Source organism: Streptomyces sp. YGL11-2 (assembly GCF_050054615.1).
Lineage (GTDB): Bacteria > Actinomycetota > Actinomycetes > Streptomycetales > Streptomycetaceae > Streptomyces.
On sequence record NZ_JBNHIN010000033.1, the window covers coordinates 56,851 to 78,005 of the forward strand.

Sequence of the window (21,155 nt, forward strand, 5' to 3'; positions counted from 1 at the left end):
GCCGCCGCCGCAAGGCGCCGCCCCCCCCGCCCGGGCCTCAGCTGTGCGTCCGCAGCAGCGTGCGCATCGTCCGCATCGCCACGGACAGGTTCGCCAGGTCGAATCCCTCCGACCCGTGGATCTCCTCCAGCGTGGCGCGCGCACGGGTCAGGATCGCCGCGTTCGCCTCCTCCCACGCCTTGAACCGCTCTTCGGGCGTCGCCGAGCCGTCGCCCACCGACAGCACGTCCGCGGTGAGCGCCGCATGCGCCGCGAAGAGGTCCTCGCGGATCGAGGCGCGGGCCATCGACTGCCAGCGGTCGTTGCGCGGCAACTCCAGGATGCGGTCGAGGAGTTGGTTGATCCGCAGCCGGTCGCCCAGGTCGTAGTAGACCTCGGCGACGGCCAGCGGCTCCTGGCCCGTGCGGTCCGCGATGGCGACGAGGTCCAGCGCCGGGAAGACCGAGGAGAAGCCGGACACCTGGACGGCCAGCTGCTCGGGCACGCCCGCGTCGGTCAGCTCCTCCAGGATCGTGCGGTACCACTCCAGGTCGCCGCCCTGCAGCAGCTTCGGCAGCTCCGCCCAGACCTGGGCCACCCGCTCCGCGAAGAAGTCGATGGTCCCGGACAGCTCCAGCGGCTGCGGACGGTTGTTGAGCAGCCAGCGGGTGCCGCGCTCGACCAGCCGGCGCGAGTGCAGCCGGATCCGGGTCTGCACCTCGGCGGCGACGACGTTGTCGAGGGCCTCGACGTCGTCCCAGACCTGGTTGAGCCGGAAGATCGCACGGGCCGCGGTGTGCGCCCGGACGACCTCTTCCAGGGACGCGCCGGTCTCCTCCCGCATCCGGTGCAGGAAGCTCGTACCGCCGGTGTTGACGGTGTCGTTGACCAGCACCGTCGTCACGATCTCGCGGCGCAGCGCGTGCCCGTCGACCTGCTCGGTGAAGTTCTCCCGCAGCGCCGTCGGGAAGTACGCGTGCAGCAGCCGCCGGAGGTAGGCGTCGTCCGGCAGCTGCGTCTGGATCAGCGCGTCGGCAACCGTGATCTTGGTGTACGCCAGCAGGACCGCGGTCTCCGGCTGGGTCAGGCCGCGCCCGGTGTTCAGCCGCTCGCGGATCTGCCGGTCGGTGGGCAGGAACTCCAGCGCCCGGTCCAGGTGGCCGTCGCGCACCAGGCGGCGCAGGAAGCGCTGCTGGGCGTGGAGCATGCTGGAGGACTGGGCGATGGCCAGCGCCAGCGCGGTGTTCTGCGCGTAGTTGTTGCGCAGCACCAGCGCGCCGACCTCGTCGGTCATCTGCGCCAGCAGCTTGTTGCGCTGCTTGACCGTCATGTCGCCGTCGGCGACGACGGAGTTGAGCAGGATCTTGATGTTGACTTCGTGGTCGCTGGTGTCCACACCGGCGCTGTTGTCGATCGCGTCGGTGTTGATCTTCCCGCCGGCCGCGGCGAACTCGATCCGGCCCAGCTGGGTCAGCCCGAGGTTGCCGCCCTCGCCGACGACCTTGACCCGCAGGTCCTCGCCGTTGACCCGGATCGCGTCGTTGGACTTGTCGCCGACGTCGGCGTGCGTCTCGGCGGAGGACTTCACGTACGTGCCGATGCCGCCGTTCCACAGCAGGTCGACCGGCCCCTTGAGGATGGCCTGCATCAGGTCGGCCGGCGTCATCTTCTTCACGCCGGAGTCGATGCCGAGCGCGGCCCGCACCTGGGCGTTGATCGGGATGGACTTCGCCGAGCGCGGGTGGATGCCGCCGCCCTGGGAGAGCAGCTCGGTGTCGTAGTCGGCCCACGAGGAGCGCGGCAGCTCGAAGAGCCGGCGGCGCTCGGCGTACGAGGTCGCCGCGTCCGGCTTCGGGTCGAGGAAGATGTGCCGGTGGTCGAAGGCGGCGACCAGCCGGATGTGCTCGCTGAGCAGCATGCCGTTGCCGAAGACGTCACCGGACATGTCGCCCACGCCGACGACGGTGAAGTCCTGGGTCTGGGTGTCGTGGCCCAGCTCGCGGAAGTGCCGCTCGACCGACTCCCAGGCGCCGCGGGCGGTGATGCCCATACCCTTGTGGTCGTAGCCGGCGCTGCCGCCGGAGGCGAACGCGTCGCCCAGCCAGAAGCCGTAGGACTCGGCGACCTCGTTGGCGATGTCGGAGAAGGTCGCGGTGCCCTTGTCGGCGGCGACGACCAGGTACGTGTCGTCCTCGTCGTGCCGGACCACGTGCTGCGGCGGGACGACCTCGCCGCCGACCAGGTTGTCGGTGATGTCCAGCAGGCCCGAGATGAAGGTCTTGTAGCAGGCGATGCCCTCGGCCAGCCATGCGTCGCGGTCCTGCGCCGGGTCCGGCAGCTGCTTGCCGACGAAGCCGCCCTTCGCGCCGACCGGCACGATGACGGTGTTCTTGACCATCTGCGCCTTGACCAGGCCGAGGATCTCCGTACGGAAGTCCTCCCGGCGGTCCGACCAGCGCAGACCGCCGCGCGCGACCTTGCCGAACCGCAGGTGGACGCCCTCGACCCGGGGGGAGTACACCCAGATCTCGTACGCCGGGCGCGGCGCCGGCAGGTCCGGCATGGCCTGCGGGTCCAGCTTCATGGACAGGTACGGGTGCGGCCTGCCCGCGCCGTCCTTCTGGTAGTGGTTGGTGCGCAGCGTCGCCTTGATGACGGTCAGGAAGGAGCGCAGGATGCGGTCCTCGTCCAGGGAGGCGACCTGGTCGAGCGCGCCCTCCAGCTCCTCCAGCAGCCCGTCGATCAGCTCGGTGCCGGCGCGCTGCCGCTCCGGCGCCATCCGCGCCTCGAAGAGCGAGACCAGCAGCCGGGTGGTGTGGACGTTGTTGGAGAGGGTGTCCTCCATGTACGTCTGGCTGAAGGTCGAGCCGGCCTGCCGCAGGTACTTGGCGTACGCCCGCAGCACCATCGCCTGGCGCCAGTTGAGGCCGGCGCGCAGCACCAGCTTGTTGAAGTTGTCGCTCTCGGCCGCGCCGGTCCACACCGCCGTGAACGCCTCCTGGAAGCGCTCGCGGGCGTCGTCACCGGAGACGTGCTCGGGCATCCGCAGCCCGAAGTCGTAGATCCAGGCGAGGGTCGAGTCGGCGCAGCGCAGCTCGTGCGGGCGCTCGTCGACGACCTCGACGCCCAGGCGGTTGAGGCCGGGCAGCACCTTCGACAGCGAGACCGGCTCGCCCCGGCGGTAGATCTTGAAGCGGCGCTCACCGGGGCCGGCGTTGACCGGCTCGTAGAGGCTGACCGCGAAGTCGCGGCCGGGCTCCTCGGTGAGCTTCTCCAGGTGCTGGAGGTCGGCGACCGCGCTGCGCGGGTTGTTGTCGGCCTTGTAGCCCTCGGGGAAGGCGTGGCCGTAGCGGCGCAGCAGCTCGGCGGCGCGCTCCTCGCCGACCTCCGCGGTCAGCGCCTCGGCGAAGCCGTCGGCCCAGGACCGGGCGGCCTCGACCAGCCGCGCCTCGATGCGGTCCACGCCGCCGTCGGTGAGGTCGGGCAGGGCGGCGCCGGGCTTGACCCGGATGACGAAGTGCAGCCGGGAGAGGACCGACTCGGTGTTCCAGGCGGTGAAGTCGACGCTGGTGCCGCCCAGTTCCTCCTTGAGGATGTCGATCAGCCGCAGCCGGACGGCGGTGGTGTACCGGTCCCGGGGGAGGTAGACCAGCGCGGAGTAGTAGCGGCCGTACTCGTCCTGGCGGAGGTAGAGCCGCAGCCGGCGGCGCTCTTGGAGGTAGAGCACGCTGGTGGCGATGGAGCGCAGCTGGTCGACCGGGGTCTGGAACAGCTCGTCGCGCGGGTAGGTCTCCAGGATCTGGAGCAGGTCGCGGCCGTCGTGGCTGTTCGGGCTGAAGCCGGCCTCTTCGAGGACCTCGGCGACCTTGCGGCGGATGACCGGAACCCGGCGCACGGACTCGGTGTACGCGGCCGAGGAGAACAGGCCCAGGAAGCGCCGCTCCCCGATGACGTTGCCCTCCTGGTCGAACTTCTTCACGCCGACGTAGTCGAGGTAGGAGGGGCGGTGGACGGTGGCGCGGCTGTTGGCCTTGGTCAGGATCAGCAGCTTGTGCTCACGGGCCTTGGCGCGGGCGTCCGCGGGCAGCCGGTTGAAGGACGGCGAGACGGGGTGGCCGGCGTCGCTCTCCCGGTGCGGCGGGTCGGAGCGCAGGATGCCCAGGCCGGTGCCCGGCACGGCGGTGAGGACGTCCTCGTCGACGCCGCCCTCACCGGGCGCGGAGGCCAGCTCGTACTCGCGGTACCCCAGGAACGTGAAGTGGTCGTCGGACAGCCACCGCAGCAGCTCCCGGGCCTCCTCGATCTCGTCGTCCCGCAGGTCGTCGGCGACCGGCTCGCCGGGCAGCTGCTCGGCGAGGCGCAGCGAGGTGCCGCGCATCTTGTCCCAGTCCTCGACGGCCTCCCGGACGTCGGACAGCACCCGCAGCAGATCGGCGGTGATCTGCTTGAGGTCCTCCCGGTCGGTCTCGCGGTCGATCTCGACGTGGATCCAGGACTCGGTCACCGCGTCGAGCGGCAGCTCGGCGGCCTTGCCGGTGCCGTTCGCGCCGTAGGTGTCGCCGTTGGCGTCCAGGATCTCGATCAGCTTGCCGATGACGTCGCGGCGGACGACCACCTGCGGGTGGATCACGACATGGATGCCGCGCCCCTGCCGCGAGAGCTCGTTGGTGACCGAGTCGACCAGGAAGGGCATGTCGTCGGTGACCACCTCGACGACGGAGTGGCTGCACGTCCAGCCGTTCTCCTCGACGGTCGGGGTGTGCACCCGCACATTCGCCGTTCCCTGGGGGCGGGTTTCGGCCAGGCGGTAGTGGGAGAGCGCGGCGCCGAAGACGTCTACCGGGTCGCGGTAGGCGAGGTCCTCGGGGGCGGTGTGCAGGTAGTAGCGCTGGAGGTATCCCGTGAGGGTCTCCGGGTCGAGCCCGCGTACCGGGGACGCTCCCCCGGCCGGGGTGCTCTCACTGACCCGGGCAGCCCTCGCGAGCAGCTCGTTCTTGGCTTCGTCCAGCTTGGTCTGCATGTCCTCTGGCTCCTGTCGCGCGCCGTTGCGTGACGTTGTGGAAAAACGTGGGAAGTGCGGTGGAAGCTGCACAACGCCGGCGCGACGCGGGGTGTCCTGTCGCTGTCGACGCTATGCCGCGGGGTGAGAGGGCCGTGCCGCAATCGACGATTTTTGTCCATGTCGACAGGGATTGACGGCCGCAACGACCAGCGATCGCCCGGTCACGATGGTGCCCCGGGCGCACGGCGGGAGCCTTGACGCCCCCGCGGGTTATCGCGCTGATCACGGTGCAAGGCTATCGCTCCCGGCACGGGTCCCGTCATGGGCCGTCCCCGTACAAAACATCAGCCCTAACTTAGACCTTCTGGACAATGGTTGGCCGGGGTGGAATATGCGTGTGGGACGGCCACCGGGTCGGGCCCCAGGACCTGTCCGAAGGATCACGGCCGGGCCCTAACAGGCGGTATCTCCCGCGGCATCTCCCGCGGTCTCGCCTGCGAGATCTCCCGCGACCTGCACCGCCTCGGCGAGGCTGTCCACCACCGGCACCCGGGCAGCCGCCAGACTGCTCCGGCTGTGCGAGCCGCCCGTGTACAGCACCGCGTGCGCGCCCGCGTCTCGCGCCGCCACCGCATCGTCCACAGCGTCCCCGATCACCACCGTACGCCCCGGATCCACCCCGTCCATCGCCGCCAGATGCCGCACCATGTGCGCGCTCTTCGAGCCGCCGGACGGCCCCGTCCGGCCCTCGACCCGCACGAACCACGAGGCGATCCCCATGCCGCGGACCAGGGGTATCAGCTCGTCGTGCCCGAACATGCTGAGGATCGACTGGCTCCGCCCGGCCGCCTGCCACCCCTCCAGCAGCAGCTCCGCGCCGTCGGCGAGCCCGCACCCCACCCGGTGCTCGGCGTAGTGGCGGTGGAAGGTCTCGTCCATCACCAGCCACTCGGCCTCGGTCGGCAGCCGCCCCATCAGCCGCTCGTAGAACCGCGGCACCGGTACGCAGTACAGCTCCCGATACCGCTCCAGCGTGATCGGCTCCAGACCGATCTCCGCGAAGGCGGAGTTGGTCGCCGCGATCACCGCGTCGATGTCGTGGAACAGCGTGCCGTTCCAGTCCCACACGATGTGTGCCGCCGGCTTCCTCATGCCGCTCTCCTGGTCGTTCCCCCGGTCCTGCCCCCGTGCTCCTGCCATGCGAAAAACCGTACCCGCCGCCACTGACAACGCGGCGGGACCGGCCACAATCCACCGGACAGGCCCTGGCACTCAGCCGATCAGCTGCGGGATCTCCTGCACCCCGAACCACATCAGGTCGTGGTCCTCCGCGCCGTCCACGGTGAACTGCGCGTCGTCGTCGCCGAGGTCCGCCGCCCCCAGCGCCGCCGCGGCCGCCGCCACATCGGCCTCCGCGTCCGCCGCGTCCACATGCACCGCCGCCGCCTTCGACAGCCGCACCGGCCCGGCGACCCGCACCTCGCCCAGCGACGACTGGTCCAGCCCCCGGTCCGGATCCGCGACCGCCGCGCCCTCGGCGACGTCCACCGCCACCACCACGCGCCGCCGCGCGGCCTCCGGATGGCCGGCCAGCAGCCGCAGCGACGCCTGCGCCGCGCGGTTCAGCGCCGCGTACTCCAGCTCCTCGATGTCGTCCGAGACGTACCACTCCCGCAGCGCGGGCGTGACGGCGTACGCACACAGCGGGCCGGACCCCAGCTCACCGCTCTCGTGCGCGGCAGCGAGCCCGGAAAGTGTCAGGGGGACGTAGACACGCATAACAGCCGCTCTCGCTAGATCCAGAACAATGCCCCGTCAGCATACGGCGGCGAGTCCCCCATCGTGCCGCCCCCGCACCCCCTGCGCCGGCCGCCCCACATGCCCCCGCCACCCCCGTCCCGCCCCGTGATACCGGGCCCCTGACACGGACAGGTGAAATCCCCGCGCCGCCTCCCCGCCCGCGGACGGCCTTGCCGCCGCCGCACCCCGCCGAGAAGATCCTGCACCGAAGCTACCGCCCGGTAATCCACCGATCCCGGCACGAGGGGGCACCCATGAGCACCACGAACAGGACCACCGGCACGACCGACACGAGGAACATGACAGATGTGACGGACGTGGCGGACGTGGCGGACGTGGCGGACACGACGGATACCGCGAGCACGGCGGCAAGGACGGGAACGACGGCAGCGGGGGGAACGAACGGCGCGGCGGGCGCGGCACCCGGCCCGCGCACCGCTACCGCGCACCGCCGCGGCACCCGCCGACCTTCCGGCCCCGCGGGCCGCGGCCCCGGACCGGCCGGGAACCGCGGCCCCACCCTCACCCCGTACCTGTCCCGCACCGGCACCGCGCAGCGCCGCCCGGCCACCCCGTCCACCCCGGCCAGCGCAGCCCGCACCCCCCTCCCCGCCCCGGACACCCCGCTCCCCACCCCCGGTGCCCGGCGCCGCGCCCAAGAGAGCCGACCCCACCGGTGGTTCGCCCACCAGCTGCTGCTGACCCTCAGCGGCCAACGCCCCGTCCACGTCCTCCTCGGGCACGCGCTGCCCGCCGCCTACGACCGGCTGGCGGAGCTGGCCCCGCTGACGCCGCTGCGCCCGTACGTCGCTCCGGGCCGCCGCGCCCCCGTCCCGACGCTGCACGAATGCGGCCTGTGCCGGCCCTGCGACGGCGTCATCGAGGCGTTCGCCCGGATCGCCACCGGCGCGCGCCTGAGGGCCCTCGCCTTCCGCCTGGAGCTCGGCACCGACACCCGCTGGCGCTGCGCCGCCCTCGACATCGGCCCGGCCCCGGCCACCGGCGCCCTGGTCACCTAGAGCCCGGTGCCACGCGCGGGCATCGCGCAACGCGAAGGGCGCCCCGGGCCGGTTTCCCGGCCGGAGCGCCCTCCACCTCGGCTAGCACCTGTCCCGATGGGTCAGGCCCTAACGCGGTGCGCAGCTCACTTCTTGCGGCGCCGTCCGGCGCTCTTCTGGGCCTTGCGCCGCTCCGCGCGGGTCAGACCGTCCGCCTCGGAACGGGCCGGGCCGTCGGCCTCGTCGTCGCTGACGAAGTCGCCCTCGATGACGCTGCCGTCGCCGTCGACCTTCGGTGCGGTGAAGTGCAGCCGGTCGGGACGCTGCGGCGCCTCCAGGCCCTTGGCGTGAATCTCCGGACGGCCCGCGCCCGCGGGGACCGCCTCGGCCACGTCCTTCTCCAGGGACGCCGGCTCCGCCGTGTCCGCCACCGGGACCTCCTCGACCTGCTGCTCCACCTGGACCTCCAGGTTGAACAGGTAGCCGACGGACTCCTCCTTGATGCCCTCCATCATGGCGGTGAACATGTCGAAGCCCTCGCGCTGGTACTCGACCAGCGGGTCCTTCTGGGCCATCGCCCGCAGGCCGATGCCCTCCTGGAGGTAGTCCATCTCGTAGAGGTGCTCACGCCACTTGCGGTCCAGGACGGACAGCACGACCCGGCGTTCCAGCTCCCGCATGATCTCCGAGCCGAGCTGCTCCTCGCGAGCCGCGTACTGCTCGTGGACGTCGTCCTTGGCGGCGTCGGCGATGAACTCGGCGGTGATGCCCGCGCGGTCGCCGGCCTCCTCCTCCAGCTCCTCGATCGTCACCTTGACCGGGTAGAGCTGCTTGAACGCGCCCCACAGGCGGTCCAGGTCCCACTCCTCCGCGAAGCCCTCGACAGTCTCCGCCTGGATGTAGGCGTCGATCGTGTCGTCCATGAAGTGCTTGACCTGCTCCTGGAGGTCCTCGCCCTCCAGGACGCGGCGCCGCTCGCCGTAGATGACCTCGCGCTGGCGGTTGAGGACCTCGTCGTACTTGAGGACGTTCTTCCGCGTCTCGAAGTTCTGCTGCTCGACCTGCGACTGGGCGGAGGCGATCGCCCGGGTCACCATCTTGTTCTCGATCGGGACGTCGTCGGGGACGTTGGCCATCGCCATGACCCGCTCGACCATCTGCGCCTTGAACAGCCGCATCAGGTCATCGCCCAGGGAGAGGTAGAACCGCGACTCGCCGGGGTCGCCCTGGCGGCCGGAACGACCGCGGAGCTGGTTGTCGATACGCCGCGACTCGTGCCGCTCGGTGCCGAGGACGTAGAGCCCGCCGAGCTCCTTGACCTCCTCGAACTCCGCCTTCACGGCCGCCTCGGCGCGCTCCAGCGCGGCCGGCAGCGCCGCCGCCCACTCCTCCACGTGCTCGACGGGGTCCAGCCCCATCTGCCGGAGCTCCGCCTCGGCGAGGGTGTCGGGGTTGCCGCCGAGCTTGATGTCCGTACCGCGGCCGGCCATGTTCGTGGCGACCGTCACCGCGCCCTTGCGGCCCGCCTGGGCGACGATCGTCGCCTCCCGGTCGTGCTGCTTGGCGTTGAGCACCTCATGGGCGATACCGCGCTTGTTGAGCTGCTGCGAGAGGTACTCGGACTTCTCGACGGAGGTCGTGCCGACCAGGATCGGCTGGCCCTTCTCGTGCTTCTCCGCGATGTCCTCGACGACCGCGTCGAACTTCGCCGGCTCGGTGCGGTAGATCAGGTCGGCCTGGTCCTTGCGGACCATGGGCCGGTTCGTCGGGATCGGGACGACGCCGAGCTTGTAGATCTGGTGGAACTCGGCGGCCTCGGTCATGGCCGTACCGGTCATGCCGGAGAGCTTGTCGTAGAGGCGGAAGAAGTTCTGCAGGGTGATCGTGGCGAGCGTCTGGTTCTCGTCCTTGATCTCCACCCCCTCCTTCGCCTCGATGGCCTGGTGCATGCCCTCGTTGTAGCGGCGGCCGGCGAGGATACGGCCGGTGTGCTCGTCGACGATCATGACATCGCCGTCGATGACGACGTAGTCCTTGTCGACCTTGAACAGTTCCTTGGCCTTGATCGCGTTGTTGAGGTACCCGACGAGGGGGGTGTTGACCGACTCGTACAGGTTGTCGATGCCCAGCCAGTCCTCGACCTTGCTGACACCGGACTCGTGGATGCCGACGGTGCGCTTCTTCTCGTCGACGTCGTAGTCGCCGGTCTCCTCGACACCGCGCTGCGGGTTGGCCGCCTCACCCCGCTTCAGGCGCTGCACCAACTTGGCGAAGTCCCCGTACCACTTGGTGGCCGAGTCCGCCGGGCCGGAGATGATCAGCGGCGTACGGGCCTCGTCGACGAGGATCGAGTCGACCTCGTCGACGACCGCGAAGTTGTGGCCGCGCTGGACCAGTTCGTCCTGCGACCACGCCATGTTGTCGCGCAGGTAGTCGAAGCCGAACTCGTTGTTCGTGCCGTACGTGATGTCGCAGTTGTACTGTTCGCGGCGCTGGGCCGGCGTCATGTCGGCGAGAATGCAACCGACGGTCAGGCCCAGGAATTTGTGGACCCGGCCCATCATCTCGGAGTCGCGCTCCGCCAGATAGTCATTGACCGTGATCAGGTGGACACCCTTGCCGGACAGGGCGTTCAGATACGTCGGGAGGGTACCCACCAGGGTCTTGCCCTCACCGGTCTTCATCTCCGCGACATAGCCGAGGTGAAGGGCCGCGCCACCCATCAACTGGACATCGTAGTGCCGCTGGCCCAGCACCCGCTTGGCGGCCTCGCGGACCGTGGCGAACGCCTCGGGCAGCAGGTCGTCCAGGCTCTCGCCGTCCGCGTAGCGCTCCTTGTACTCATCGGTGAGCGCCCGCAGCTCGGCGTCGGAGAGGGCCGCGAAGTCCTCCTCGATGGAGTTGACCTGGCCCGCGATGCGGTGCAGCTTGCGCAGGATCTTTCCTTCGCCTGCACGCATGATCTTCGTCAAGACGGACACTTGGGCTGGTCTCCTTGCCGGTCGGGCCTGCACGGTCGAGTGCGCGGGCGCGGCATATTTCCAAGGGGGCAGGCCCCGCCGCAACGGCCATCGTAAAGGAGGACGCCGTCCGGCCGGGAGGTCCGCCGCAGCCAAGGCCACCGACCCCTTGCCACGTCAACGCACGAGCCCGCGAGAAGGTGCCGCGAAAGTACCCGGAATGCCACCGGGAAAGTACCGCGAAGGTGCCGGGAATCACGGCGAAAAGGGTTCGTGGCACCCCCCGCGGCCCCGCAGACTCGCTCCATGAAGCCCGTCACCCTCAGCACCGAGCGGCTCCTGCTGCGCCCGTTCGAGCCCTCCGACGCAGCCGCCGTCCACACCGCCTGCCAGGATCCCGAGATCCCCCGCTGGACGAGCGTCTCCTCCCCGTACAGCCGTGCGGACGCGGAGCGGTTCGTCGGCACGGTCGCCACCGAGGGCTGGCGCGACGACACCACCTACACCTTCGCGGTCGTCACCCGGGCCGACGGATCCCTGGTCGGCTCCATGGGGCTGGTCCGGCTCGCCCAGCTGCGCACCCCCGAGCGGCAGGCCGAGCTCGGCTACTGGACGGCCAAGGAGCACCGCGGCAAGGGCTACACCGCCGAGGCGGCCCGCGCGGTACTGCGCTGGGCGTTCCGCGACCTGGGGGTGGAGCGGATGGAATGGCTCGCCGAGGCCGGCAACGAAGGCTCCTGGGCGGTGGCCCGCAAGGTCGGCTTCCAGAGGGAGGGCACCCTGCGCGCCAAGCTGGCGGCCGCAGGCACCCGCCGGGACCTGTGGATCGGCTCCCTGCTCCCGTCCGACCTGCCCCCGGAACCCGCGCCGCCCACCGCGGCCCCCACCCCGGCCGCCGACCGCACGCCCTACCTACCCCACCGCGGCTGACCAGCGGAAAGACGCACATCGGGCGGCATTGTCAGTGCCCGCCCCTACCCTTTCCAACATGACCGCAGTGACACAGCGGCAGCCGCCGCCACCCCCTGTGACCACCCTGTCCGCCGACGACGCCCGGCGGGCGGCGCTGCTGGCGCAGGGCCTGCTGGGAGCCCCGGACCGCCGGGCGGGCGTGCGGGGGGTGCTGCGGCATCTGGGCGCGGTGCAGCTCGACACGATCTCGGTGCTGGCCCGCTCCCATGAGCTGGTGCCCTACGCCCGCCTCGGCCCGGTCGGCCGCCCCGCCGTCGACGCCGCCTACTGGTCCGCCCCCGGCGCCGGCTCCCCGGCCGGACCGCACAGCTTCGAGTACTGGTCGCACGCCGCCTGCATCCTGCCCATCGAGGAGTGGCCGCACTTTGCCTTCCGCCGCCGGGCCTTCCGCGCCCGGGGCCACCGCTGGCACGTCATGAAGGACTCCGCGCGCTCCTGTGCCGCCGTCCTGGACCGCCTCAAGGCCGAGGGCCCGCTGACCACCTCCGAGCTGGGCGGCGGCGATGTCACAGCAGCGCGAAGCGCTTCCAGTGGGGGCGGTGGCGGGGAACGGGCGGGCGAGTGGTGGGACTGGTCCGAGACCAAGATCGCCGTCGAATGGCTGCTGGACACCGGCGAGGTGGTCTGCACCGAGCGCCGCGGCTGGAAGCGGGTCTACGACCTCGCCGAGCGCGCCGTCCCCGACGCACTGCTCCATGACGACCTGGACGACGCCGCGTGCATACGGCGCCTGGTCGCCCAGGCCGGCGCCGCGATGGGCGTGGCCACCCGCGCCGACCTCGCCGACTACCACCGCCTCAAGGGCGGGCAGGTGGACGCCGTCATCGAGGACTCGGGGCTGGTGCCGGTGGCGGTCGAGGGCTGGGCGAAGCCCGCCTGGGCGGATCCGGCCGCGCTCGCCGGCCCGCCCCGGGGCCGGCACCGCACCACCCTGCTCTCCCCCTTCGACTCCCTCGTCTGGGACCGCCGGCGGACGGAACGGATCTTCGGGTTCACCCACCGCCTGGAGGCATACGTCCCCAAGCCCCGGCGGATGCACGGCTATTTCGCGATGCCCCTGCTGGCCGGCGGCAAGCTGGTGGGCCGCGTCGACCCGGCCCGCGAGGGCACCACCCTGGTCGCCCGCCAGCTGTCGATGCAGAACACCAAGGCCGTACGCCCCATGGCCCAGGCCCTCCAGGAGGCCGCACGCTGGGTGGGCTGCGACACCGTACGCGTCGACCGCTGCGACGACCCCCGCCTGGCCGCCGCACTGCGCACCGAACTCACCCGCATCGCGGGGGAGGCGCCCACGCCCTGACGAAATCCCCGTAAGCGGCGGCTCCCGAGGGCGCACAAAGCCCCCCGGACAACCCCCTCACCGGCTCACCGACTCACCGGATTTCGAGGATCTTCTCCCGCATCGCATAGACCACGGCTTCCATCCGGGAATGGAGCTGCAACTTCTCCAGGATGTTGCGGACATGGTTCTTCACGGTGTTCTCGGAGATGAACAACTCCTTGGCGATATCGCGGTTGTTCATGCCCGTGGCGACGAGTTTGAGGACCTCCAGCTCGCGGTCGGTGAGCCGGGGCGCGGGCACCAGCCTGCGCTCGTCGGTGCGCTGGATCATCGACTTGAACTCCGTCAGGAGCTTGGACGCCATCGACGGGCTGATCTGCGACTGCCCGTCCGCGACGGCCCGGATCGCAGTAGCCACCTCGTCGGTGGAGATCTCCTTGAGGAGGTAGCCGGTGGCGCCGGCCTTGATCGCGTCGTAGAGATCGGCCTCTTCGTCGCTGATCGTCAGCATGATGATCTTCGCGCTGGGGGCCACCTCCTTGATCGAGGTACACGCCTCGATCCCACCGCGCTTGGGCATCCGCACGTCCATCAGCACGATGTCGGGCAGCAGATCGGCGGCCTTGTCGACCGCCTCCGCGCCGTCCCCGGCCTCGCCGACGACCTGGATGTCCTCCTCCTGTGCCAGAACGATCTCCAGTCCCCGGCGGAAGAGTGCATGATCGTCCACAACCAGGACCCGGATCGGCTCCTTGCGCGGCACCCGGGCGGCGGCGCCCCCGTCAGGGCCCCCCGCGCCACTGACGTCATCGTCCGCGTCACCACGCACGGGCCCGAAACCTTCCCCCACTGTTCCTCCCCGTCAACTACTCGGCCGAAGGGCCAGAGCTTGGATATAAGGCTGGTTGACAACAGCCCTTTGCGGCCGGCCCGATCAATGCCATACGACCGTCTCCCCGGCATGTCGCCGTTTCGTGCCCACATACTCCCCGGCTGGCACAAACACTATACGGCTTCAACTCCTGCCCTCCGCAGGCACGATGGTGCCCCCGGCGTGCGCCGGGGGCACCGAACGGGTGGGGGTCAGCCGCCCAGCGCGCCGCCTGCGCCGCCGGGCGATTCCTCTCCGAACGCGTCGGAATTCAGGTGGATGACGCCGTAGTCGTAGGCGTGCCTCCGATAGACGACACTCGGCTGCTTGGTCTCGGCGTCGATGAAGAGATAGAAGTCGTGTCCGACCAACTCCATCTCGTAGAGCGCCTGGTCAAGCGCCATCGGTGCGGCCGAGTGGGTCTTCTCGCGGACGACCACCGGCCCTTCGCCCTGGATCTCCAGCGTTCCCATCCGGGTGGTCGGCACCTTTTCGCGTTCCGCGGCTTCCTCCGCGGCGGTCAGGCCATGGCCGTTCAGCCGTGCCGCGTCAGGGACGGCGAACGGGACAGCGCTCGCCGGGATGCGGCCGTTGCCACGGCGTGAGTGACGCTTGTCGTTCTGCTTCCGCAGGCGCGCCTCCAGTTTGGCGGTTGCCAGGTCCAGGGCGGCGTACGGATCGGCTGCGGCAGCCTCGGCCCGGACCACCGGGCCACGGGAGCGGAGCGTGATCTCCACTCGGTCGGAACGGTCGGCCTGCCGCGGGTTGGTCTCCTTGGACACCTCGACGTCCAGGCTGATCACCTTGCCGTCGAGCTTCTGGACTTTGTCCAGGTTCAGCTTCTCGGCCACGTGCTTGCGGAACCGCTCGGGCACCTCGGTCTTGCGGCCCTTGACGACGATGTCCACGCAGAACTCCGTTCCCGGATCGCCCCGCTCAACAGGCGGAGCAGCTCCTTCTTGCACCAGGCCCCGGTGGGTGCCGGAGCCTCGGACTGGCGACTTTCACCTCCTCCTCCCCCAGGGACAAGCTCTCCACTCCCCTGTCTTCAGGATTGCTGCAAAAACCCCGAAACGCACGCATCACGACATCCGAGGCAAAGCGTCCGCCAAGTCCTCACAACCGAACATAGCTCTACTGGACGGGTGTCGGCACCCCCTCGCACCGACCAGCTCCGTTTGGGTGCGAATCGGCGCTCGTTACCAGCAACGTTCCTACCCACCGGCCAGTTCCAGATAATCCGCCGGCTGAACGGCGACCGGGGGCCACCGGGCCGGGTGGCCCGGGGCCCCCGGGGCGGTGCCCCGATCACCCCGGCGGGAGCGACCACCGGGGGTCAGGGCGCTGGTGAGGCGGGTGGACCGGCTGCCGGTGAGGCGGGTGGTCCGGGCACGGGTAAAGCCGGTGGTCCGGGCACTGGTGAAGCCGGTGGTCCGGCACTGGTAAAGCGGCCAGGNCGGCTGCCGGTGAGGCGGGTGGTCCGGGCACGGGTAAAGCCGGTGGTCCGGGCACTGGTGAAGCCGGTGGTCCGGCACTGGTAAAGCGGCCAGGGCACCGGCTCGGCCGGTGGGACGGCCGGTCCACCGGAGGGCGCCGCTCGGCAGGGGGCGGCTGGACGGGGGACAGCTGGACAAGGGGCGGCTGGGCAGGGGGCAGCTCGGCCTCCGAACGGTGGTCCGGGCTCTGCGGGACGCGCCCCGACTACCTGGGGCCACTGTGTCGGGCGCGCTCGGAGCGCCGGCGGGGCGGTGGGTGGCGGGGTGGACAGGGGGGACGGTGGCGGGCGGGCAGCGGTGGGGCAGGCAGCGGGCTAGGGGTGGCGGTGGTGGGCACGACGGCGGTGGGTGGCCACTCGCGGCGGGCGGTCGCGTCACGCCGGCCACGGCCGGTACCGGCCTCCCAGCCCCTCCCGATCGCCCCGCGAAGCACCCGGCCGACCACACCCCGCCACCCTGGCCACCGGCGGGTGACCCGGCCGACGCCAAACGACCGACCGAGCAGTAGCGGTCGTTGCCATGCCTGTGCAGTACCGGTCGTAGCCATGCCGATCTTCGCCAGGCTGGTCTTTGCCTTGCCGGTCACGCCCCGTCGACCGGGAATGCGCCACGAGGCGCCGCCACCACCGCCGCGCCGACCACCCGGCCACCGGCAGTCGCAACCGCCCGCGCCGCCTCCGCGAGCGTGGCTCCCGTCGTCATCAGGTCGTCCACCAGCACCACTGGCGCCCCTGTCAGCAGCCTCCCGGCCATGCCCGGCACCACCAGTGCGCCCGCGACGTTCACCAGCCGCTGCCGGGCGTTCAGGCCCGCCTGGTCCGCCACCACACGGCACTGCCGCAGCAGAGCCAGTACCCGCACCCCGGCACCCTCCCGCCGCAGCTCAGCAGCCGCAGCCAGCGCAATCCTGCGCACCGGATCGTGCCCCCGCCCGGCCACCGCACTCCGCGCCGACGGCACCGGCACCAACAGGAGGGGGCCGCCCCCTCCCCCCACCCCCCGCACCGCCCCCGCCAAAACCGTTCCCAGCGGCCTGGCCAGCCGCAGGGCGCCGCGCTCCTTGTGCGCCAGCAGCACGGCCCGCACTTCATCGGCGTACGGCGCACCGGCCCACACCCGCGGCAGTCCCGCGGGCACCGGGCGCGGCCGCACCCGCCGCGCGCCGCGCCCGTCCCGCGACAGCGCCCGCAGACACTTCACGCACAGTTCCGTACGCGGCCGGCCACACCCCGCGCAGTCGACCGGGAGTACCAGGCCGGCCAGCTCTCGCCACACCCCCTTCATGAGTCCACTGTCGCGGCGACGCACGGTCGGCCACCACCCCTGTGGACAACTCATGGAATGCGGATATCCCCATCACCCGATCGGGCTAACAGCCGCCAGCCGCCGCACCACCACACCCGCCACACAGCCCCCGCGGCAGCGCCTCCCCCCGGCACCCGGCACCCGGCCGTCGCGACCACACCCCACACCCCACCGGCCGCCGTAAGCCGGACCGAGCGGGGAGACGAAGCAGGGAGACCGAGTAAGGGAACCCCGAGCAGGGGAACCGAGCAGGGGAACCGAGCAGGGGAACCGAGCAGGGGAACCGAGCAGGCAGACAGAACACGGAAACGGAACGGGAAGCCAGAGCGGAAAGAACCCCCACGGAACCGGACAGGGCGCCAGGAACACCGACCACCCGCGCCAGCCGGCGCCGGAACCCCGGCCTCAGCCCGGATAGACCGGCGCGGTCCCGTCCTTGGCCACGGTCTTCCAGTTCGCGTCCGGAGGCAGGCGCACGATGCCCTCCGTGGCGTCCGCTATCAGCGGCCGGGTTTCGTCCTCCGACGCCGCCACCGCCTTGACCCCGTTGACGCCCGGCAGGGTCTGCGCATCGGACGCCGAGCCGTCGGTCTCCATGAACTGCATCTGCTGCACCCCGCCGGCCTCCCGGCCGACGACCACCAGCCGGCTGCCGCCCGCCCAGGACGCCGCCACCACATCCTCCAACTGGGGTGCGATCGGCCGCAGTTCCTGCACCGACAGCACGGGGTGCGCGGAGGTGCCGCCCCGTTCGACGCGGCCGAGCTGAAGCGTCGTACGCCCCTTGTCCTCCACCAGGATCGCGATCCGGATACCGTCCGCGGCCACCTTGATCGCCTTGATCCGCCGCTGGCCGAGGCCGGGCACCGCGACCTCCTCGGCGTCGCCCTTGCCCTCGCGCATCCGCAGCAGTCGCGAGCCGTGCGCATCGCGGTCGGCGATCCACAGGTCGTCCAGACCGTCCCAACTCGGCGCGGTCAGGCCCTCATCGGCGTTCTTGTCGCTACTGGCGCTGGTGAGCAGTGGCGCGCCGCGTTCGATGCCGTCCTGCATGCCGACCACGTACAGGGACCGGCCGTCACTCGACACCCCGGCCGCGGCGTTCTCGCCGCGCGAGATGGCGACCGAACGCAGCGGGGTCTTGCCGGTGCCGAACGGCCCGCGTATCGGTGTCGGTTCGGTGGCCGAGTCCGACATGGCGACGACCCGGTGCTGGGCGTCGATGAAGTACTCCTTGGCGGAGCGCCCGGAGCGCGCCGGAGCGGCGAAGTCCCGGTCGGCCTGATCCTGCGTCAGTGTGCACAGGGAGTTGCCGCTCTCGTCCTGGAGCTCGACCTGGCTGATCTTGGAGGCCCGCGTCATGTCCTGGACGGTGAAGAAGAGCTGAGCGGCCATCCGCTTGCACTGGGCGCTGTCGGTGCTGACCGCCTGCTTGCTGAGCTTGACCTGCAACGCGTTGGAGTCGTCCAGCGACAGGTCGCGGGCGGCGAGCCGGGTGCCGGGCGGGAACGCCGAAGACGTCACCTGGTTCAGCCAGTTGGTGGGCCCGGCGAGCAGTGCGTCCACGCTGGCGGTGATCGGTTTGATCCGCTGGCGCAGGTAGACGGGGTCCGCGACGAGTACGTTCTTGTGCGCCTTGGGGTCCTGCGACTCGGAGTTGTAGGACGCGAAGTAGTACTTGTTGACGGAGCGGTAGATGCGCTGGAAGTCGGACTGGCCCAGCACCAGTCCGTTGGGCAGCCGGTCGATGCGCCACTGGTCCCCCTCCTTGATGAGGTGGATCGTCTCGCGGTACGGCTTCTCCTCGGGGGTGTAGGCGTGGTTGTCGTCGACCGTCGCTACCTGGCTGCCGGAGAGCGCGACCGTGTAGCCGTCGGCGTCGTCGCGGTTGGGGCCTGCCTGCGGTTCGGACTTGGGCCGTTCCTGGAGCACGTTGGTGACCAGGAACGGCCGCCAGGTCCGCTTCGCCGACTTCGCCAGGTACATCCTGGCCGTACGGAAATCCGCCTCGTCGCTGGTCGTCGCGTCGAGGAAGCTGCGCACGATGTTGGTGGGCTGGGCGCCGTCCTGCGGGGGTACGCCGTAGACCCGCACCTGCGAGTCCCCGTCGGAGCGCGGTGACTGGTCGACCGGTGTGACGTCCCCGCTGTCCGGCATGGACGCGCAGCCGGCCAGCAGTGCCGCCGCGCAGCCGAACAGCACGGCCTTCCGTACCGTGCGGGCGCCGGCTCCCCTCCGGGCGCGCCGGCGGAACGGTATGTCCACGCCGCGCTCGCCTCCGCGCTCAGTGCCCACTCGGTCCGCCTTCCCGATCCATGCCGCGTCCGGCCTCCCGCTCCGTCCCACCGACGGCCGCGCCCTCGACGGGCGCGCCGTCGTGAGTCCGCTCCCCGGGAGCCGGGTCGCCCTGGCCCGGTGCCGCAGGGCTCGACATCCCAGGGGCCGACATCCCAGGGTCCGACGCCTCGGCGGCTGATCTCTCCAGGCCCGACGCCTCCGACTTATCAGGGTCGTGCGCGTCGCGGACCGCCGGACCGTCGTACGCGCTCCCGCTGCCGCCGCGCGCCGTCCCGTCGCTCCGCGCGCCCGCGCTCTGCGGCACCACACGGGCGCCGCTGCCGGGCAGCGCCGCCGGGTCGGCCGCCGGCCGGGCGGTGGTGCGCTGCTGCCCGGGGCGTGGCTGCGCCGGGATGGTGGACGCCTTGCCGTCCGCGCCGGTAAGCGGCTGCCCCGTCGCGTCGAGGCCGCGGTTGCGCCGCGAGTCCTCGGGCTCCAGGGGGATCGGAGAGCCGCGCAGCGTCTCGCCCGCCGTACGGGGCAGGGTCAGCCGGAACTGCGAGCCGCCGCCGGGCTCGCCCCAAGCCTGGAGCCAGCCGCCGTGCAGCCGGGCATCCTCGACCGCGATGGACAGGCCGAGCCCCGTACCGCCGGTCGTACGGGCCCGCGCCGGGTCCGCGCGCCAGAAGCGGTTGAAGACGCGGGTCGCCTCGCCCGGCTTGAGACCGACGCCGTAGTCCCGGACGGCGACGGCCACCGCGCCGCCGCTGGGGCTGCCGGCGGACGCCAGCCGCACCACGACATCGCGGCCCTCGCCATGCTCGACGGCGTTGACGACGAGGTTGCGCAGCACCCGCTCCACCCGCCGGGGGTCGGCCTCGGCCATGACGGGCTGCTCGGCACCGCGCACCACGATGCGGGTGCCCTTGCGCTCCGCGAGCGGCTCGGCGCCTTCGATGACGCGGTGCACCACGTCGCGCAGGTCGACGGGCTCGGCCTCCAGTGCCGCCGCGCCCGCGTCGAACCTGCTGATCTCCAGCAGTTCCGCGAGCAGCGACTCGAAGCGGTCGAGCTGGCCGCGCAGCAGTTCGGCGGAGCGCGCGGTGGCCGGGTCGAACTCGTCGCGTACCTCGTGGATGACGTCGGCGGCCATCCGGACGGTCGTCAGCGGCGTCCGCAGCTCGTGCGAGACGTCGGAGACGAAGCGGCGCTGCATCCGGGAGAGCTCCTCCAGCTGCTGGATCTTGAGCTGGAGGTTCTGCGCCATCTTGTTGAAGGACTCGCCGAGGCGGGCGATGTCGTCCTCGCCGGTGACCTTCATCCGCTCCTGGAGGAGGCCCGCGGCCAGCCGCTCGGAGATCCCGGCGGCCATCCGTACAGGGGTGACGACCTGCCGCACCACGAGCCAGGCGATGGCGCCGAGCAGGATCACGACGAACACCCCGGCCGTCGCCAACGTGCCGGTCACGAGCTTGAGCGAATCCTCTTCCTGGTTGAACGGGAAGAGGTAGTAGAGCTGGTACTGGTTGCCGTTGATGTCGTTGAGGCGCTTGCCGATGATCAGCGCTGACACCCCGTCGTTGGACCCGATGCGCTTGATCTGCGTGTACTCGCGGAACGTTCCGGGTTTGGTGTCCAGCTTCCGCCGCAGCTCGGCGGGCACGCTGCGCTCGGGGTCGACGTCCCCGGAGGCGCGCGGCCCGCGGGTGCCCGGGGTGGCGTCGCCGAAGGGCTCGTCGGAGTCAGAGCTGAGCGCCACGACCGAGAAAACGCCCTGCCCGCCGCTGGCGAGCTGCTCGACCAGGCTGGTCAGCCAGGTCGCGGAGTCCTGGCTGCCGCGGCTGGCGGCGCGGTTGCTGTCGTCGGGCCGGTTGTCGTCACCGCCGTCGGCCAGTTTCTGGGCGACCTCGAAGCCTCCCACGGCCTGGCTCTGGGCGGCCTGCGCCTTGGCCGTGAGCAGGCCGTTGCGGACCTGTCCGACGACCACGACGCCGAGCAGCAGCACCACGGCCAGCGACATCAGCAGGGTCGTCGCGACCACACGGAGCTGGATGTTGCGGCGCCACAGCCGCAGCGCGGGCAGCAGGGGCCGCCGCACCCACCGGCTGAAGAGCCGCAGCAGGGGATGGACGGGCCCGCTCACCGCGCCGTCGGGCAGCAGCTGCCCGCCTCGCAGCAGCCACGCCGCCATCCGATCCGAAAAGGACATATCA

12 protein-coding genes are annotated in these 21,155 nt (G+C 71.3%); 3 read left to right on the top strand and 9 right to left on the bottom strand.

Translation table 11 applies throughout. The features are described 5' to 3' along the window. Positions 1-37: 37 nt before the first annotated feature. The 3 genes from ACO1BR_RS29960 to ACO1BR_RS29970 all read right to left on the bottom strand — a co-directional run bounded on the left by ACO1BR_RS29960 (position 38) and on the right by ACO1BR_RS29970 (position 6,760). Positions 38-4,999 (bottom strand): NAD-glutamate dehydrogenase, encoded by a 4,962-nt coding sequence (locus ACO1BR_RS29960; protein WP_426798224.1) that lies wholly within the window; start codon positions 4,997-4,999, stop codon positions 38-40. Between the two features lie 435 nt (positions 5,000-5,434). Further along, entirely contained in the window at positions 5,435-6,133 is a 699-nt protein-coding gene (locus ACO1BR_RS29965) for an HAD family hydrolase (RefSeq protein ID WP_426798243.1), read from the bottom strand. 120 nt (positions 6,134-6,253) lie between these two features. Continuing rightward, positions 6,254-6,760 carry a DUF6912 family protein gene (locus ACO1BR_RS29970; protein WP_159503497.1) on the bottom strand — a complete coding sequence of 169 codons (507 nt, stop codon included), beginning with the start codon at positions 6,758-6,760 and terminating at the stop codon, positions 6,254-6,256. A gap of 275 nt (positions 6,761-7,035) precedes the next feature. On the opposite strand from ACO1BR_RS29970, the gene ACO1BR_RS29975 reads away from it, so the two are divergent. Further along, on the top strand, positions 7,036-7,800 hold the full coding sequence (locus ACO1BR_RS29975) for an Rv3235 family protein (protein ID WP_426798225.1): 765 nt from the start codon (positions 7,036-7,038) through the stop codon (positions 7,798-7,800). Positions 7,801-7,925: 125 nt separating this feature from the next. On the opposite strand, the gene secA is transcribed toward ACO1BR_RS29975, so the two are convergent. Next, a complete protein-coding gene (gene secA, locus ACO1BR_RS29980; RefSeq protein WP_426798226.1) occupies positions 7,926-10,760 on the bottom strand; it encodes a preprotein translocase subunit SecA in 2,835 nt (944 codons plus the stop codon). Positions 10,761-11,045: 285 nt separating this feature from the next. On the opposite strand from secA, the gene ACO1BR_RS29985 reads away from it, so the two are divergent. Beyond that, positions 11,046-11,669 (top strand): GNAT family N-acetyltransferase, encoded by a 624-nt coding sequence (locus ACO1BR_RS29985; protein ID WP_426798227.1) that lies wholly within the window; start codon positions 11,046-11,048, stop codon positions 11,667-11,669. A gap of 58 nt (positions 11,670-11,727) precedes the next feature. Further along, positions 11,728-13,011, top strand: coding sequence for a winged helix-turn-helix domain-containing protein (locus ACO1BR_RS29990; protein ID WP_426798228.1), 1,284 nt, complete (start codon positions 11,728-11,730; stop codon positions 13,009-13,011). Between the two features lie 73 nt (positions 13,012-13,084). Here the strand turns inward: ACO1BR_RS29990 and ACO1BR_RS29995 are convergent, their stop codons facing one another. The 5 genes from ACO1BR_RS29995 to mtrB form a co-directional block, all read right to left on the bottom strand. Then, positions 13,085-13,843 carry a response regulator gene (locus tag ACO1BR_RS29995; protein WP_426798229.1) on the bottom strand — a complete coding sequence of 253 codons (759 nt, stop codon included), beginning with the start codon at positions 13,841-13,843 and terminating at the stop codon, positions 13,085-13,087. 233 nt (positions 13,844-14,076) lie between these two features. After that, positions 14,077-14,772 carry a ribosome hibernation-promoting factor, HPF/YfiA family gene (hpf, locus tag ACO1BR_RS30000; RefSeq protein WP_426798230.1) on the bottom strand — a complete coding sequence of 232 codons (696 nt, stop codon included), beginning with the start codon at positions 14,770-14,772 and terminating at the stop codon, positions 14,077-14,079. 1,170 nt (positions 14,773-15,942) lie between these two features. Continuing rightward, positions 15,943-16,644, bottom strand: a complete 702-nt coding sequence (locus ACO1BR_RS30005) for a ComF family protein (RefSeq protein ID WP_426798231.1) — start codon at positions 16,642-16,644, stop codon at positions 15,943-15,945. 426 nt (positions 16,645-17,070) lie between these two features. Beyond that, on the bottom strand, positions 17,071-18,960 hold the full coding sequence (locus tag ACO1BR_RS30010; RefSeq protein ID WP_426798232.1) for an LpqB family beta-propeller domain-containing protein: 1,890 nt from the start codon (positions 18,958-18,960) through the stop codon (positions 17,071-17,073). Continuing rightward, positions 18,950-21,151 (bottom strand): MtrAB system histidine kinase MtrB, encoded by a 2,202-nt coding sequence (mtrB, locus tag ACO1BR_RS30015; protein ID WP_426798233.1) that lies wholly within the window; start codon positions 21,149-21,151, stop codon positions 18,950-18,952. Before mtrB ends, ACO1BR_RS30010 begins: the two co-directional genes overlap by 11 nt. Positions 21,152-21,155: the final 4 nt, after the last annotated feature.

Excerpts from the sequence above, each read along its gene's own strand:
- ACO1BR_RS29960 (WP_426798224.1), bottom strand. The coding sequence starts at position 4,999 with ATGCAGACCAAGCTGGACGAAGCCAAGAACGAGCTGCTCGCGAGGGCT.
- ACO1BR_RS29965 (WP_426798243.1), bottom strand. The coding sequence starts at position 6,133 with ATGAGGAAGCCGGCGGCACACATCGTGTGGGACTGGAACGGCACGCTG.
- ACO1BR_RS29970 (WP_159503497.1), bottom strand. The coding sequence starts at position 6,760 with ATGCGTGTCTACGTCCCCCTGACACTTTCCGGGCTCGCTGCCGCGCAC.
- ACO1BR_RS29975 (WP_426798225.1), top strand. The coding sequence starts at position 7,036 with ATGAGCACCACGAACAGGACCACCGGCACGACCGACACGAGGAACATG.
- ACO1BR_RS29985 (WP_426798227.1), top strand. The coding sequence starts at position 11,046 with ATGAAGCCCGTCACCCTCAGCACCGAGCGGCTCCTGCTGCGCCCGTTC.
- ACO1BR_RS29990 (WP_426798228.1), top strand. The coding sequence starts at position 11,728 with ATGACCGCAGTGACACAGCGGCAGCCGCCGCCACCCCCTGTGACCACC.
- ACO1BR_RS30005 (WP_426798231.1), bottom strand. The coding sequence starts at position 16,644 with ATGAAGGGGGTGTGGCGAGAGCTGGCCGGCCTGGTACTCCCGGTCGAC.
- mtrB (WP_426798233.1), bottom strand. The coding sequence starts at position 21,151 with ATGTCCTTTTCGGATCGGATGGCGGCGTGGCTGCTGCGAGGCGGGCAG.